Source organism: Amycolatopsis acididurans (genome assembly GCF_012328925.1).
GTDB classification, from domain to species: Bacteria; Actinomycetota; Actinomycetes; order Mycobacteriales; family Pseudonocardiaceae; genus Amycolatopsis_E; species Amycolatopsis_E acididurans.
This window is the reverse complement of record NZ_JAAXLS010000066.1, coordinates 1-14,807: the sequence shown is the minus strand read 5'-3', so window position 1 is coordinate 14,807 and position 14,807 is coordinate 1. Positions and strand designations below refer to the sequence as shown.

Sequence of the window (14,807 nt, the reverse complement as noted above, 5' to 3'; positions counted from 1 at the left end):
GGCGTTGAGACACGAACGTGAGGTGGCATTAAGGCGGGCCCCGGGCCGCGTCAGCGCGAGTGCCAGCACCAGTACCGGCGCCCGCCCAGGCGCTCTTCGGCCTTCGTTCGGCCCAGGCAGCGCACGACCACGCGCCCGGTCGACGCGGCGATCGCCCACCAGTCGGCATCGTCGCCCACCGGTCAGGGCTACCGCCGCCCAGCGGTCGGCGCGGCCAGCGTCCATCGGTCGGCCGGTCGGTGCGGATACCGTCCAACGGGGCAGCCTGCGCCTACCGCCCGGTCGGTGTGCGCCCATCGGTCAACGTGCGGCGCCCGATCAGCGAATGTGCTTGAGTGCCTCCCGCACTGACAATGGCGACAGCTCCGCATGCGTGTCGACGAACCGGGCCACCCACGCCGCGTCAACTCGTGCGTACTGGCGCAATGCCCATCCGATTCCCTTGCGCAGGAAGAAATCAGTCTCCGTGATGCTTGCTTCGATCGCGTAGGTCAGCAGATCCAGATCCGTCTCCTCCCTGGACATGAGCTGGCAGATGATCGCGGTGCGCCGCCGCCAGTGGTCGTCGTCCGTGGCCCACCGGCGCATGACGGGGCCGATCGCCGCGGGATCGGCGCGCAACAGGGGGCCGATGCGGCGGCTCGCGACCTCGTCCACGTAGTCCCACCACGCGCCGGTCACCACGAACTCCTCGTACACCGGTAGCAGATCGCGGCCCTGCCACATCCGGTAGGCGTGGTACCCGGTCAGGTCGATCGCCACGTAGCGTTCCTCCCGGAATGCCGCTTCGCGCCACAGCTTCTGCGCGGCCACCACGAAAGAAGCCTTGTCCGGCAACGGAAACTCGGCGAACAGGCGCCGGGTCAGCTTCTCGCGAACGGGTTTGGGCACGCCGTGGAAGGGCATCTCGGACTTCATGTAGCGCCGCATGTCCGGAGCCTTCGCCGGATCGCCCACCTCGCGCAGTCCACTTCGTACCGCGGTCACGAGTTCGTCCACGATCTCCACCGGCCAAGGCTAGCGTCAACTTCAAACTAAAGTGGGGTGGCGAAAACGGCCCCCATCCGAGAGGTTGGTCCGAAACGTGGCTCGCTTCCGCCCGAACGCGGCGGAAATGTCGACGAAAAGGACCGAAGTGAACAAACTCGTCTCCGCGATCGCGGCGGTCGGTGTGCTGGCGGGCTGCCTGACGGCGATGCCCTCCGCGTCGGCCGCCCCCGCCACACCCGATTTCACGCCGGCGCCGATCGTCTGGGGAGCGTGCGAGTCGGCGAAGCTGCGGAAGGCAGGCGCCGAATGCGGCTTCCTCGACGTACCGCTCGACCACGCCAACCCGGCCGGCGCGACGGTTTCGCTCGCGGTGTCGCAGGTCCGGCACACGACGGCGCAATCGCAGGGCGTGATGCTGGTGAACCCCGGCGGCCCCGGCGGTTCGGGGCTCGGCCTGTCCGTGCTCGGTAAGTCGGTGCCCAATGGCGCCGGCTCGTCCTACGACTGGATCGGCTTCGACCCGCGGGGCGTCGGCGCCAGCAAACCCGCGTTGTCCTGCGATCCCGGTTACTTCAAGTACGACCGGCCCGGATATGTGCCGACCACGCCGCAACTGGAACAGACCTGGCTGGCGTCGTCGAAGGGCTATGCGGGCGCCTGCGCGAAGAACGGCGCGCTGCTCGAGCACATGAAGACCACCGACGTCGCGCAGGACATGGACTCGCTGCGCAAGGCGCTCGGCCGGCAACAGATCAACTACTACGGCTTCTCCTACGGCACCTACCTCGGCCAGGTGTACGCGACGCTGCACCCCGACCGGGTCCGGCGGATGGTGCTCGACAGCAACGTCGACCCGCGCAAGGTGTGGTACCAGGCCAATCTCGGCCAGGACGTGGCGTTCGACCGCAACATCAAGATCTACTTCGACTGGATCGCGAAGTACGACAACGTCTACCACCTCGGAACTTCCGGCGACGTGGTCGAGGATCGCTGGTATGCCGCGCAGCGCGACCTGGCCAAGAACCCGGCAGGGGGAGTGATCGGCCCCGACGAGTGGACCGACATCTTCCTGCAGGCGGGTTACTACCGGTTCGGCTGGGAGGATATGGCGCGCGCGTTCGCCGGGTGGGTGCACAACAGCGACTGGAAGACACTCAAGGCGCTCTACGACGATTCCAGCAGCCCCGGCGATGACAACGGGTTCGCCGTTTACAACGCGGTGCAGTGCACCGACGTGCAGTGGCCGACCAACTGGAACAAGTGGCGCGCCGACAACTGGGCCACCTACTTCCGCGCGCCCTTCGAGACGTGGGGCAACGCGTGGTACAACGCGCCGTGTGTGTCCTGGCCGGCCAAGGCAGGCACGCCGGTGAACGTGGACGGCACGAAGGTGGCCAGTGCTCTGCTGATCGGCGAGGAACTCGACGCCGCGACACCGTTCGCCGGAAGCGTCGAGGTGCGTAAGCGATTCCCGAACTCCAGCCTGATCGGTGAACCCGGGGGCGCCACGCACGCCGACTCCCTTTCCGGTGACGCGTGTGTGGACGACCAGGTGGCCGACTATCTCGCGACCGGCAAGCTGCCGCCGCGTAAACCGGGCAACGGTCCGGACACCACGTGCGCACCGCTGCCCGATCCGGTGCCCGCGGGCGCGGCGGAGTCCAAATCGGACGATGCGATGGGGAACGGAAAGCAGCCTGCGGAACTGCGCCAGGCGCTTCTGGACTCGGTCACGCATCGCTGACCACATCCCGCCGCCGCCCCGGTGCGACCTGGACCGGGGCGGCGATCCCGTCCAGTGGATAGCGCCCGCACAGCCGCGGATAGCGTGCCCGAAGCGATTCCCCGTCCATCGAGGGCAGCTCGCCCGGCGGCACCGGACTCGAGCGGGGCACGCGCAGCGCTTCGCTGATCGCCTGCTGGATGAGCAGCAGGTCGGCATCGGGATCGTGGGACGGCGTCAGCCTTTCGTGCGCGAGGCCGAGCAGGCGCCCCGCCGCGGCGAGGTCGACGCGCTCGACCGGCAGCGACGCGAGAAAATCGGGATCGACCAGCGTCCGGCGGAATGTTCGCTTACCGCGAAGAATGAGCCAGCTGACGGCATCCGAGAACAGCGCGGCGTCCACCTCGCCCAGCACGATGCGGAACGCCGTCCACAGGTCCCATCGGTACGCGCGGCGGTGAACCTCGGCGAGCCTGCGGTGGAAACGAATCACGTCAGGCGCCGCTTCCTGGTGCAGCAGGCCCAGTAGAAGGGCGATGATCGGCGCGGTTTCGTCGCGCTCCGCGGTGTGCGCCCGTCTGACGAGACGCCAGAAACGACGTTCATTCATGTTTCCCCCAGTGTGTTTCGAACTGCTGGGGACACGGTAGAGCGGGGTACCGACAATTTCGGTTCGTGTCCGGCCTGGTGCGCATCGTGACGAGAATTGTCGGTGGGTGCCGCTAGCGTGCCGGGCATGAACATCATCGAGGAGCACCGGAGCAAAGTCCGGTCCGGCGACACCATGTTTTCCATCGAGGTCACCACGCTGCCGGGTGGTGACCAGCCCGACCGGCTGGTCGTGAGCATCAGCGCCGAAGGTCCACGGGACGAAGTCGTCGCGGACGGCCAGATCGAGGTCGCCTCGGTCGCCGCCGGTTCACTGGGGTCGGTTCTGTCGGCGACCCTGCGTCAGCACACCGCGCTGGCTCAATCGGGAACGCGAAGAGCGGGGGAGCGGCCCGCGCAGCGTGGGCGCCCGTGGAGCGCGGAGCTCGACGCCGAACTCGAGCGGCGGTGGATCGCGGGCGATTCCCTGGAGGAGATCGCGCTGCATTTCGAACGCTCACCCGGCGGGGTCCGGGTTCGCCTGCCCAGAGTCGGCTGCGATCCTGAGCGACCGGGACAATACCTACCGGAGCCGCCCAGTCAACGGCGTGCCGGGGGTGAAAGCGCCAGTCCCTGACGGCCAGGCAGGTCGGACGGGAAGTCCGGGCCGACCCGCCGGTTCCCAGGTTGGCACGCCTTCACAGGTGTTCGGAGTTCGGCCGGACGGCGGCGACACCCTGGATTGATTGAACTTGCGCGCTCATGCATAATCATACGCATGACGGTAAGGGTCGCGGTCGCGGGTGCGAGCGGGTACGCGGGCGGGGAGCTCCTGCGCCTGCTCCTCGTGCACCCGGAAGTGGAAATCGGCACGCTAACCGCAGCGAGCAGCGCCGGCACCCCGCTCGGCCGGCACCAGCCCCACCTGGCGCCGCTGGCGGACCGTGTGCTGCGCGAGACCACCGCCGACACGCTGGCCGGGCACGATGTCGTGTTCCTTGCTCTCCCGCATGGTCATTCGGCGGAGATCGCGGCGCAACTCGGCCCGGACGTGCTCGTGGTGGATCTCGGCGCGGATCACCGGCTCGCCGACTCCGCCGACTGGCAGCGCTGGTACGGCGGCGACCACGCGGGCAACTGGCCCTACGGCCTGCCGGAGCTTCCCGGCGCCAGGGAGAAGCTGGCCGGTACCAAACGCATCGCCGTGCCCGGCTGCTTCCCGACCGGCGGCACGCTCGCGCTCGCCCCGGCCCTGGCGGCCGGGCTGATCGAACCGAACGTCCATGTGGTGTCGGTGACGGGCACCTCAGGTGCGGGCAAGAGCCTCAAGCCGCACCTGCTGGGCTCGGAAACGATGGGCTCCGCGAGTGCGTACGGGGTCGGCGGGACGCACCGGCACACGCCGGAGTTCGCCCAGAACCTCAGCGGGGTCGCGGGGCAGCGTGTCGTGGTGTCGTTCACCCCGGTGCTCGCGCCGATGCCCCGGGGCATCCTCACCACGGCCAGCGCGGCGCTGCTGTCCGACGTCGACACCGCGGCCGCGCGCGCGGTGTACGAGAAGGCCTACGACGCCGAGCCGTTCGTCCAGGTGCTGCCCGAGGGAGCCTGGCCGGCCACCGCGGCGACGCTGGGGTCGAACAACGTGCAACTGCAGGTCACGGTCGACGGCGACGCCCGGCGGCTCATCGTCATCGCCTCGATCGACAACCTGACCAAGGGCACCGCCGGGGGAGCGGTGCAGTCCATGAACATCGCGCTCGGATACCCCGAAACCACCGGGCTTTCCACCGTAGGAGTCGCACCGTGACCGTCACCGGCCCCAAGGGCTTCCGGGCTGCCGGGGTGGCCGCCGGAATCAAGGCCTCCGGCGCGCTCGACCTCGCGCTCGTCGTCAACGACGGACCGCAGCAGGCCGCCGCCGGCGTGTTCACCCGCAACGTGATCAAGGCCGCGCCCGTGCTGTGGTCGCAGGAGGTGCTGCGCCACCAGCGCCTGCGCGCGGTCGTGCTCAACTCGGGCGGTGCCAACGCCGCCACCGGTCCCGGCGGTTTCCAGGACACGCACGCGACCGCCGAGAAGGTCGCGGAGGTGCTGGACACCGGCGCCATCGAGATCGCGGTCTGCTCCACCGGCCTGATCGGGGAGCGGCTGCCGATGGACGCCGTGCTGTCCGGGGTGGACACCGCGGCCAAGGCGCTGGAGGCCACACCGGAGTCGGGCCTCGCGGCGGCGACCGCGATCATGACCACCGACACCAAACCCAAGCAGAGCTGGAAATCCCATCAGCACGGCTGGAGCATCGGCGGCATGGCCAAGGGGGCGGGCATGCTCGCGCCCAACCTCGCCACCATGCTGTCGGTGATCACCACGGACGCGGCCCTCGAACCGGACGCGCTCGACGCCGCGCTGCGGGCGGCCACGCGGGCCACGTTCGACCGGCTCGACGTCGACGGCGGCACGTCCACGAACGACACCGTCCTGCTGCTGTCCTCCGGCGCCAGCGCGGTCTCCCCGGGTCTTGACGACTTCACCGAACTGCTGACCGCGGTCAGCCTGGACCTGGTGCACCAGTTGCGTGCCGACTCCGAGGGCGCCACGAAGGACGTCGACATCGTGGTCTGCGGCGCCGCCAGCGAGCAGGACGCGATCACCGTCGCCCGCACGGTCGCCGAGGACAACCTGGTCAAGACCGCGCTGTTCGGGTCCGATCCGAACTGGGGCCGGGTCGCGATGGCGGTCGGCCGCGCCCGGGCCGAGGTGGACGCCAACGCGGTGTCGATCACGATCAACGGCGTCACGCTCTTCGCCAACGGTGTGCCCGCCGCCGACCGCTCCGAGGCCGATCTGTCCGGCCGCGCGATCGAGATCGTGATCGATCTCGGCGTCGGTGCCAGCACCACGACCGTCTACACCACCGACCTGTCCCACGGCTACGTCGAAGAGAACAGCGCCTACTCCTCATGACCCCGCCAGAAGACCTGATCGCCGCCGACGAGCGGCTCGCCACCGCGGCCGAGAAAGCCGGGGTGCTCATCGAGGCGCTGCCGTGGCTGCAGCGCTTCCACGGCGCCACCGTCGTGGTCAAGTACGGCGGCAACGCGATGATCGACGATCAGCTCAAGCACGCGTTCGCGCAGGACATGGTGTTCCTGCGGCTCGCGGGCCTGCGCCCGGTCGTGGTGCACGGGGGTGGCCCGCAGATCACCGCGATGCTCAAGCGAGTCGGGCTCGTCGGTGAATTCAAAGGCGGCCTGCGGGTCACCACGCCCGAAACGATGGACATCGTCCGCATGGTGCTGGTCGGCCAGGTCAGCCGCGAACTGGTCGGGCTGATCAACGCGCACGGCCCGTACGCGGTCGGCATCTCGGGGGAGGACGCGCAGCTGTTCATCGCCGAGCGCAAGCACGCGACCGTCAACGGGGAGGCGGTCGATGTCGGCCTCGTCGGCGAGGTCGCCTCGGTCAACCCGGACGCGGTGCTCGACATTGTCAACGCCGGGCGCATCCCGGTCGTCTCGACGGTCGCCCCGGACGCCGACGGCGTGGTCCACAACGTCAACGCCGACACCGCCGCCGGGGCGCTCGCCGCCGCGCTCGGGGCGGAGAAGCTGGTCGTGCTGACCGACGTCGAGGGCCTCTACGCCAACTGGCCGGACCGGTCGTCGCTGATCGACCGGATCCGGGTCGACCGGCTCGAACAGATGCTGCCGGAACTGGCCAGCGGCATGATCCCCAAGATGGAGGCCTGTGTGAAGGCGGTGCGGGGCGGGGTCAGCCGCGCACATGTCATCGACGGGCGCCTCGCGCACTCCGTTCTGCTCGAAGTCTTCACATCCCGCGGCATCGGCACCATGGTCCTGCCCGAAGAGGAGCTCGAATGAACCAGCTAGCGTCCAATGTGGACGGCCAGGCGCACTGGCAGTCCGCGCTGATGGACAACTACGGCACCCCGCAGCTGACCCTGGTACGCGGCGAGGGCGCCCGCGTGTGGGACGCCGACGGCAAGGAGTACATCGACCTGCTCGGCGGCATCGCGGTCAACGCGCTGGGCCACGCGCACCCCGAGATCGTCCGTGCCGTGACCGAGCAGATCAGCACGCTCGGGCACACCTCGAACCTCTACATCAACCCGGTCGCCGTCGAGCTGGCCGAGGCGCTGCTCGACGTCGCGGGCCTGTCCGGCAACGCCAAGGTGCTGTTCAGCAATTCCGGTGCCGAGGCCAACGAGGCCGCGATCAAGATCAGCAGGCTGACCGGCCGCACCAAGATCGTCGCCTGCGAGGGCGCCTTCCACGGTCGCACCATGGGCTCGCTCGCGCTCACCGGCCAGCCCGCGAAGCGCGAGCCGTTCGAGCCGCTCATGCCCGGCGTCACTCACATCCCCTTCGGCGACATCGACGCGTTGCGCGCGGCGGTGGACACCGACACGGCGGCCGTCGTGCTGGAGCCGATCCTCGGCGAGGGCGGCGTGATTCCCGCACCCGACGGCTTCCTGCAGGCCGCTCGCGAGATCACCAAGGAGACGGGCTCGCTGCTCGTCCTCGACGAGGTGCAGACCGGCATCGCCCGCACGGGCGTGTGGTTCGCCTTCCAGCGCGCCGGGATCACCCCGGACGTCATCACGCTGGCCAAGGGGCTGGGCGGCGGGCTCCCGCTGGGCGCCACGATCGGCGTCGGTGCGGCCGGTGACCTGCTCAAACCGGGCCAGCACGGCACCACGTTCGGCGGCAACCCGGTGTCCTGCGCCGCCGGGCTCGCGGTGCTGCGCGCCATCACGAAGGACAACCTCAACCACCACGTGTCCGCGCTCGGCAAGGACATCGCCGCCGGCGTCGAGGAGATGCGGCATCCCCTCGTCGGCGGCGTGCGCGGCGCGGGCCTGCTGATCGGGATCGCGTTGCGGGAAGCCGTCGCCCCGGCGGTCGCGAAGGCCGCCCAGGAGGCCGGTTACCTTGTCAACCCGGTGGCTCCGGACACCATCCGGCTGGCTCCGCCCCTGGTCCTCACCGAGGAGCAGGCCCACGGTTTCCTCACCGCACTCCCGAACGTGCTCGACACCGCCACGAAGGACTGACATGCCCCGCCACTTCCTCCGCGACGACGATCTGACTCCCGAGGAGCAGCTCGCGGTTCTCGACCTCGCCGACGAACTGAAGAAGGATCCGCTCGGCAACCGCGCGCTGGCGGGGCCGAAGTCGGTCGCCGTGCTGTTCGAGAAGAACTCCACGCGCACCCGACTGTCCTTCGAGGTCGGCATCGCGCAGCTGGGCGGTCACCCGATCATCGTGGACGGCCGCTCGATGCAGCTGGGCCGTGAGGAGACGATCGAGGACACCGCGCGGGTGCTTTCGCGCTATGTCGACGCGGTCGTGTGGCGGACCTTCGCGCAGCAGCGGATCAACGCGATGGCCTCGGCCGCGACGGTGCCGGTGGTCAACGCGCTGACCGATGAGTTCCATCCGTGCCAGGTGCTCGCGGACCTGCAGACCATCCGCGAGCGCAAGGGCGAACTGGCCGGGCTGACGCTGACCTACCTCGGCGACGGCGCCAACAACATGGCGCATTCGCTGATGCTGGGTGGTGCCACCGCGGGGCTCAACGTCCGGGTCGTCACACCGGAGGGTTTCCAGCCGCTGCAGGAGGTGACGCTCGCGGCGAAGGAACGCGCGGAGCAGACCGGCGGCAGCGCCACCGTGTTCACCGAGGCCGAGGCCGCGGTGGAAGGCGCCGACGTACTGGTCACCGACACCTGGACCTCGATGGGGCAGGAGAACGACGGGCTGGACCGGGTCACGCCGTTCCGCAAACTGCAGATCAACTCCGAGCTGCTGGGCAAGGCGGCGCCGGACGCGATCGTGCTGCACTGCCTGCCGGCGCATCGCGGCTGGGAGATCACCGACGAGGTGCTCGACGGCCCGGCCAGCGCCGTGTGGGACGAGGCCGAAAACCGTCTGCACGCACAGAAAGCGTTGTTGGTGTGGTTGCTGAGCGAACGACGATAAGCCGCGCGGCGCGCCAGGCGAGGATCACCGAGCTGGTGTCCACGATGGCCATCCGCAGCCAGACGGAGCTGGCGAAGCTGCTGGCCGCCGAGGGCGTCGAGGTCACGCAGGCTACCTTGTCACGGGACCTGGACGAGCTCGGCGCGGTCAAGCTGCGGGGCGCGGACTCCGGCGCGCCGGTGTACGTGATCCCCGAGGACGGCAGCCCGGTGCGCGGAGTGCAGGGTGGCACCACCCGGTTGTCGCGGTTGCTGGCGGAGCTGATGGTTTCGGTGGACGCCTCGGGCAACCTCACGGTGCTGCGCACGCCGCCGGGCGCGGCGCAGTTCCTGGCCAGCGCGATCGACCGGGCGGCGCTGGAAGAGGTCGTCGGGTCGATCGCCGGCGACGACACGGTAGCGGTGATCGCCAGGGAACCGCTGTCCGGACGGGACCTGGCCGACCGCTTCACCGCGCTCGCGCGGCGGTCGTCTACTTTGGACGTTGAACACGGCAAGGAGAACGGGAATGACTGAACGGGTGGTGCTCGCGTACTCGGGCGGGCTGGACACCTCGGTGGGTATCGGCTGGATCGCCGAGGAGACCGGGGCCGAGGTGGTGGCCGTGGCCGTCGACCTCGGCCAGGGTGGCGAGGACCTGGAGACCATCCGCCGGCGCGCGCTGGACTGTGGGGCGGTCGAGGCCGTCGTCGCCGACGCGCGTGACGAGTTCGCCGAGCAGTACTGCCTGCCCGCGCTGCAGGCCGACGCGCTCTACATGGACCGTTACCCGCTGGTGTCGGCGCTGTCCCGGCCGGTCATCGTCAAGCACCTCGCGGAGGCGGCGAAGTACCACAACGCCACCACGGTCGCGCACGGCTGCACGGGCAAGGGCAACGACCAGGTCCGTTTCGAGGTCGGCCTCGGTGCGCTGGTGCCCGACCTCAAGGTGATCGCGCCGGTGCGTGACTTCGCGTGGACCCGTGAGAAGGCGATCGCCTACGCCGAGCAGCGCAACCTGCCGATCGACGTGACCAAGAAGTCCCCGTTCTCGATCGACCAGAACGTGTGGGGCCGCGCTGTGGAGACCGGCTTCCTCGAGGACCTGTGGAACGCGCCCACCAAGGACGTCTACTCCTACACCGAGGACCCGACGGTCAACTTCCAGGCGCCGGACGAGCTGGTGATCACGTTCGAGAAGGGCGTGCCGACCGCGATCGACGGCAAGCCCGTGACGATGCTCGAAGCGATCCAGCAGCTCAACAAGCGGGCGGGCGCACAGGGCATCGGCCGCCTGGACATGGTCGAGGACCGTCTCGTCGGTATCAAGAGCCGCGAGGTCTACGAGGCGCCGGGCGCGATGGCGCTGATCACCGCGCATCAGGAGCTGGAGAACGTCACGGTCGAGCGGGACCTGGCCCGGTTCAAGCGGCAGGTCAGCCAGCGGTGGACCGAGCTGGTCTACGACGGCCTGTGGTTCTCGCCGCTGAAGGACGCGCTGGACTCGTTCATCGCGAAGAGCCAGCAGCACGTGACCGGTGAGATCCGGCTGCGCCTGCACGCCGGCACCGCCGTGGTGACCGGCCGTCGCAGCGAGCAGTCGCTGTACGACTTCAACCTGGCCACCTACGACGAGGGCGACACCTTCGACCAGTCGCTGGCGAAAGGCTTCGTCCAGTTGTGGGGCCTGCCGAGCAAGATCGCCGCGAAGCGCGACCAGAAGAGCTGAGGTTCATGGCTGACAAGCAGCCCGTTCAGTTGTGGGGCGGCAGGTTCGCCAGCGGACCGGCCGAGGCGATGGCGAAGCTGTCGGCTTCGACCCACTTCGACTGGCGCCTGGCGCCCTACGACATCGCGGGTTCCCGCGCCCACGCACGCGTGCTGCGCGGCGCGGGCCTGCTCACCGACGACGAGCTGGCCGGGATGCTGAAGGCACTCGACCAGCTTGCCGAGGACGTGTCCTCCGGCGCGTTCACCCCGGTACTCGAGGACGAGGACGTGCACACGGCCCTCGAACGCGGGCTGCTGGAACGCGCCGGACCGGAGCTGGGCGGCAAGCTGCGGGCCGGGCGGTCGCGCAACGACCAGGTGGCCACCCTGTTCCGGATGTGGCTGCGCGATGCGGCCCGCCGGGTCGCCGCGGGCACCCTCGACGTGATCGATTCCCTGGTGGCGCAGGCGAAGCGGTATCCGGATGCGGTGCTGCCCGGTCGCACGCACCTGCAGCACGCGCAGCCGGTGCTGCTGGCGCACCACCTGCTCGCGCACGCGCACGCTCTGCTGCGCGACGTCTCCCGCCTGCGTGACTGGGACGACCGCACGGCCGAGTCGCCCTACGGCTCCGGTGCGCTCGCGGGTTCCTCGCTGGGCCTGGACCCGGATGCCGTCGCGCGCGAGCTGGGTTTCGGCACCAGTGTCGAGAACTCGATCGACGGCACGGCGTCGCGGGACTTCGCCGCCGAGTTCGCGTTCGTCCTGGCGATGCTCGGGGTGAACCTGTCCAGGATCGCCGAAGAGGTGATCATCTGGAACACGGCCGAGTTCGGCTACGTCACCCTCGACGACGCGTGGGCGACCGGCAGCTCGATCATGCCGCAGAAGAAGAACCCGGACGTCGCGGAGCTGACCCGCGGCAAGTCCGGCCGGCTGATCGGCAACCTGACCGGCCTGCTGGCCACGTTGAAGGCGATGCCGCTGGCCTACAACCGGGATCTGCAGGAGGACAAGGAACCGGTCTTCGATTCCGTGGAACAGCTGGAGCTGCTGTTCCCGGCCATCGCGGGCATGATCGGCACCCTGACCTTCCACACCGGCCGGCTGGCCGAGCTCGCCCCGGCGGGGTTCACCCTCGCCACGGACATCGCGGAATGGCTTGTACGCCAGGGTGTTCCGTTCCGCGTCGCGCACGAGGCGGCGGGGGAGTGCGTGCGGGTCGCCGAATCCCGCGGTGCGGGCCTGGAGGATCTGACCGACGACGAGCTGCGGACGATTCACCCGGCGTTGACGCCGCAGGTGCGTGAGGTGCTCACGGTCGAGGGTTCGGTGGCGTCCCGCGACGCCCGCGGGGGCACGGCGCCGTCCAGGGTCGCCGAGCAACTCGACCGGCTCACCGGGCGCGTGGCGGATTTCCGCGAATGGGTCGGCTGACCGGCGCGGTGGCGGTCGGTCACCCGGTCGACGTGACACCGGATCCTGGCAGCACGGGGGACTGGTCGCCGCGATGAGGTTGTTCAAACGCGAGGAACTCGCCGTCGACCCGATCGATCTCGCCCACCTGCTGCTGGGTGCCGTGATCGAGACGACGACGCCGGAGGGCATCGTGGGCGCCCGGCTGGTGGAGGTCGAGGCATACCGCGGGCAGGACGATCCGGCGTCGCACTGCTATCGCGGCAGGACCGCCCGCAACGAGGTCATGTGGGGGCCGGCCGGTCACCTCTACGTCTACTTCGTCTACGGCATGCATTTCTGTGCCAACGTCGTCGGCCGCGAAGACGGTGAGGCCGGCGCGGTGCTGCTCCGGGCGGCCGAGATCACCGAAGGCGGCCCGCTCGCCCACGCGCGCCGGAAAGCCGCGCGCAAGGAGGCCGAACTGGCCCAGGGGCCGGCGCGCCTGACCTCCGCGCTGGGCATCGGCCCGCAGCACAACGGAGCCGACCTCGTCGATCCAGCCTCGCCCGTTCGGCTGCTCACCGGCGACGAGATCGCGCCGGCTCAGATCCGCAACGGGCCGCGAGTCGGCGTCGCGGCGGCCCACGACACCCCGTGGCGCTTCTGGGTCGAGGGCTCGCCCGCGGTGTCCGCCTACCGCCGTGGCGGCCGGGCCAGACCCGCCAAATAGTCGGTTGACCTCGTAAGAGAGGATCGAATCGTGAGCGAACACATTCTCGACGAACTGTCCTGGCGCGGGCTCGTCGCGCAGTCCACCGACATCGACGCGCTTCGCAAGGATCTGGACGCCGGTCCGCTCACGCTCTACGGCGGCTTCGACCCCACGGCCGACAGCCTGCACGCGGGCAATCTCGTGCAGCTGCTGACACTGGCCCGGTTCCAGCGCGCCGGACACCGTCCGATCGTGCTGGCCGGCGGCGCCACCGGCCAGATCGGCGACCCCCGCGACGTCGGCGAGCGCACGCTGGTGAGCCGCGAGGTCATCGCGCAGCGTCTGGAACGCATCGGCGGTCAGCTGGAGAAGTTCGTGACGTTCGACGATTCGCCGACCGGCGCGGTCATCGAGAACAACATGAACTGGTTCGCCGATGTCAGCGCACTCGACTTCCTGCGCGATGTCGGCAAGCACTTCTCGATCAACGTGATGCTGGCGAGGGAGACCGTGAAGCGGCGGCTGGCTTCCGACGGCATGTCCTACACCGAATTCAGCTACCTGCTCCTGCAGTCCTACGACTACCTGCAGCTGTTCCGGAAGTACGGCACGAAGCTGCAGATCGGCGGATCGGACCAGTGGGGCAACATCGTCGGCGGGGTCGACTACATCCGCAAGGTCGACGGCGGCAGCGCGCATGCGCTGACGACACCGCTTGTCACGGACTCGGAGGGCCGCAAGTTCGGTAAGTCGACCGGAGGCGGCAACCTCTGGCTGGACCCGTCGATGACCTCGCCGTACGCATGGTTCCAGTACTTCGTCAATGTGGGTGATGCCGAGGTCGTCCCGTACCTGAAGATGTTCACCTTCCTCAGCCGGGACGAGATCGCCGAGCTGGAACAGCTCACCGTGGACAAGCCACAGCTGCGGGCGGGGCAGCGGAAGCTCGCCGAAGAACTCACCACGCTCGTGCACGGTGCGGACCAGACTCGTCAGGTGACGATGGCGAGCCAGGCGCTGTTCGGCAGGGGAGAGCTCGGCGAGCTGTCCGAGGCGACCGTCGACGCGGTGATGCGCGAGGTGCCCACCGGTGAGGTGCGCCTTGCCGACCAGCCGACGATCATCGATCTGCTCATCGCCCCAGGGCTTGTGGACAGCAAGGGCGCCGCACGCCGCACCGTGAAGGAAGGCGGCGCGTACGTGAACAACGTCAAGATCACCGACGAGGAGTGGCGTCCGGAGGTCGACGGGACGCTGCACGGCAAGTGGCTCGTCGTGCGCCGCGGCAAGCGGACCACCGGCGGCGTCCGTCTGCTGGCCTGACCTGCAGCTTCGTCTTTAAGGGACCCCCCTGTTCGGCCCGGTTTTCCAGGCATGTAATCTTTTCTTCGTCGCCAGGGAGACCGGGCCGACGGGGTGAGAGCCCCGAAGGGACGGGGTACCAGGCGAGGGATCACGAACCAAGCTCCCGCCAAGTTGTGGTAGAGTGGGTGGTCCTGGTCGGACGAAGTCCACAACCCCCGAATGAATCTCCGGATTTTGGATGGGGTACGGTGTCGCCCGGCAAAAGATAAAAGCTTAGTGCGGCCGAGAGTCGCGTGTTGTTTGAGAACTCAACAGTGTGCTAGTGAACTAAGCCAGTAGAGCTTTGTTTGTTTTTGTGAATCCCGTTTGGGGTTTCTTTGAGATCGAGTCGATCGATTTCT

General features: G+C 69.0%; 14 protein-coding genes. 12 read left to right on the top strand and 2 right to left on the bottom strand.

The window, feature by feature from the left end; genetic code table 11:
• Window positions 1-318: 318 nt before the first annotated feature.
• Window positions 319-1,008 (bottom strand): DNA alkylation repair protein, encoded by a 690-nt coding sequence (locus tag HFP15_RS38650; protein ID WP_168522941.1) that lies wholly within the window; start codon window positions 1,006-1,008, stop codon window positions 319-321.
• A gap of 127 nt (window positions 1,009-1,135) precedes the next feature.
• Between HFP15_RS38650 and HFP15_RS38645 the strand changes: the two genes are divergently transcribed.
• Window positions 1,136-2,734 (top strand): alpha/beta hydrolase, encoded by a 1,599-nt coding sequence (locus HFP15_RS38645; RefSeq protein WP_168522940.1) that lies wholly within the window; start codon window positions 1,136-1,138, stop codon window positions 2,732-2,734.
• Here HFP15_RS38645 and HFP15_RS38640 read toward each other — a convergent pair.
• Window positions 2,721-3,323 carry a DUF4240 domain-containing protein gene (locus HFP15_RS38640; protein WP_168522938.1) on the bottom strand — a complete coding sequence of 201 codons (603 nt, stop codon included), beginning with the start codon at window positions 3,321-3,323 and terminating at the stop codon, window positions 2,721-2,723. The genes HFP15_RS38645 and HFP15_RS38640 overlap by 14 nt on opposite strands.
• A gap of 126 nt (window positions 3,324-3,449) precedes the next feature.
• Between HFP15_RS38640 and HFP15_RS38635 the strand changes: the two genes are divergently transcribed.
• From HFP15_RS38635 to tyrS, 11 genes are all read left to right on the top strand, one after another.
• Window positions 3,450-3,938 (top strand): helix-turn-helix domain containing protein, encoded by a 489-nt coding sequence (locus HFP15_RS38635; RefSeq protein WP_168522936.1) that lies wholly within the window; start codon window positions 3,450-3,452, stop codon window positions 3,936-3,938.
• Window positions 3,939-4,079: 141 nt separating this feature from the next.
• Window positions 4,080-5,108: an N-acetyl-gamma-glutamyl-phosphate reductase gene (gene argC / locus HFP15_RS38630; RefSeq protein WP_168522934.1), complete on the top strand. Its 1,029-nt coding sequence runs from the start codon at window positions 4,080-4,082 to the stop codon at window positions 5,106-5,108.
• Window positions 5,105-6,265 carry a bifunctional glutamate N-acetyltransferase/amino-acid acetyltransferase ArgJ gene (gene argJ, locus HFP15_RS38625; RefSeq protein ID WP_168522932.1) on the top strand — a complete coding sequence of 387 codons (1,161 nt, stop codon included), beginning with the start codon at window positions 5,105-5,107 and terminating at the stop codon, window positions 6,263-6,265. The genes argC and argJ overlap by 4 nt, the downstream gene beginning before the upstream one ends.
• Complete coding sequence (gene argB, locus HFP15_RS38620; protein WP_168522930.1) at window positions 6,262-7,182, top strand: acetylglutamate kinase; 921 nt, start codon at window positions 6,262-6,264, stop codon at window positions 7,180-7,182. Before argJ ends, argB begins: the two co-directional genes overlap by 4 nt.
• Window positions 7,179-8,375: an acetylornithine transaminase gene (locus HFP15_RS38615; RefSeq protein ID WP_168522928.1), complete on the top strand. Its 1,197-nt coding sequence runs from the start codon at window positions 7,179-7,181 to the stop codon at window positions 8,373-8,375. The genes argB and HFP15_RS38615 overlap by 4 nt, the downstream gene beginning before the upstream one ends.
• Before the next feature lies 1 nt (window position 8,376).
• Window positions 8,377-9,303, top strand: coding sequence for an ornithine carbamoyltransferase (gene argF / locus HFP15_RS38610; RefSeq protein WP_168522926.1), 927 nt, complete (start codon window positions 8,377-8,379; stop codon window positions 9,301-9,303).
• The gene (locus HFP15_RS38605; RefSeq protein ID WP_168522969.1) at window positions 9,300-9,818 is read left to right on the top strand and encodes an arginine repressor; all 519 of its coding nucleotides are present in this window, start codon (window positions 9,300-9,302) and stop codon (window positions 9,816-9,818) included. The genes argF and HFP15_RS38605 overlap by 4 nt, the downstream gene beginning before the upstream one ends.
• Entirely contained in the window at window positions 9,811-11,010 is a 1,200-nt protein-coding gene (locus tag HFP15_RS38600) for an argininosuccinate synthase (protein WP_168522925.1), read from the top strand. The genes HFP15_RS38605 and HFP15_RS38600 overlap by 8 nt, the downstream gene beginning before the upstream one ends.
• 5 nt (window positions 11,011-11,015) lie before the next feature.
• Complete coding sequence (gene argH, locus HFP15_RS38595) at window positions 11,016-12,428, top strand: argininosuccinate lyase (RefSeq protein WP_168522923.1); 1,413 nt, start codon at window positions 11,016-11,018, stop codon at window positions 12,426-12,428.
• 73 nt (window positions 12,429-12,501) lie between these two features.
• Window positions 12,502-13,119 (top strand): DNA-3-methyladenine glycosylase, encoded by a 618-nt coding sequence (locus tag HFP15_RS38590; RefSeq protein WP_168522921.1) that lies wholly within the window; start codon window positions 12,502-12,504, stop codon window positions 13,117-13,119.
• 30 nt (window positions 13,120-13,149) lie between these two features.
• Window positions 13,150-14,424 (top strand): tyrosine--tRNA ligase, encoded by a 1,275-nt coding sequence (gene tyrS / locus HFP15_RS38585; RefSeq protein ID WP_168522919.1) that lies wholly within the window; start codon window positions 13,150-13,152, stop codon window positions 14,422-14,424.
• The last annotated feature ends 383 nt before the right edge of the window (window positions 14,425-14,807 follow it).

What these genes read in the sequence shown, in the direction of transcription:
- HFP15_RS38600 (WP_168522925.1), top strand. Translation starts at nt 9,811, where the DNA reads ATGACTGAACGGGTGGTGCTCGCGTACTCGGGCGGGCTGGACACCTCG.
- HFP15_RS38590 (WP_168522921.1), top strand. Translation starts at nt 12,502, where the DNA reads ATGAGGTTGTTCAAACGCGAGGAACTCGCCGTCGACCCGATCGATCTC.
- argC (WP_168522934.1), top strand. Translation starts at nt 4,080, where the DNA reads ATGACGGTAAGGGTCGCGGTCGCGGGTGCGAGCGGGTACGCGGGCGGG.
- HFP15_RS38615 (WP_168522928.1), top strand. Translation starts at nt 7,179, where the DNA reads ATGAACCAGCTAGCGTCCAATGTGGACGGCCAGGCGCACTGGCAGTCC.
- HFP15_RS38640 (WP_168522938.1), bottom strand. Translation starts at nt 3,323, where the DNA reads ATGAATGAACGTCGTTTCTGGCGTCTCGTCAGACGGGCGCACACCGCG.
- argF (WP_168522926.1), top strand. Translation starts at nt 8,377, where the DNA reads ATGCCCCGCCACTTCCTCCGCGACGACGATCTGACTCCCGAGGAGCAG.
- HFP15_RS38635 (WP_168522936.1), top strand. Translation starts at nt 3,450, where the DNA reads ATGAACATCATCGAGGAGCACCGGAGCAAAGTCCGGTCCGGCGACACC.
- argH (WP_168522923.1), top strand. Translation starts at nt 11,016, where the DNA reads ATGGCTGACAAGCAGCCCGTTCAGTTGTGGGGCGGCAGGTTCGCCAGC.
- argB (WP_168522930.1), top strand. Translation starts at nt 6,262, where the DNA reads ATGACCCCGCCAGAAGACCTGATCGCCGCCGACGAGCGGCTCGCCACC.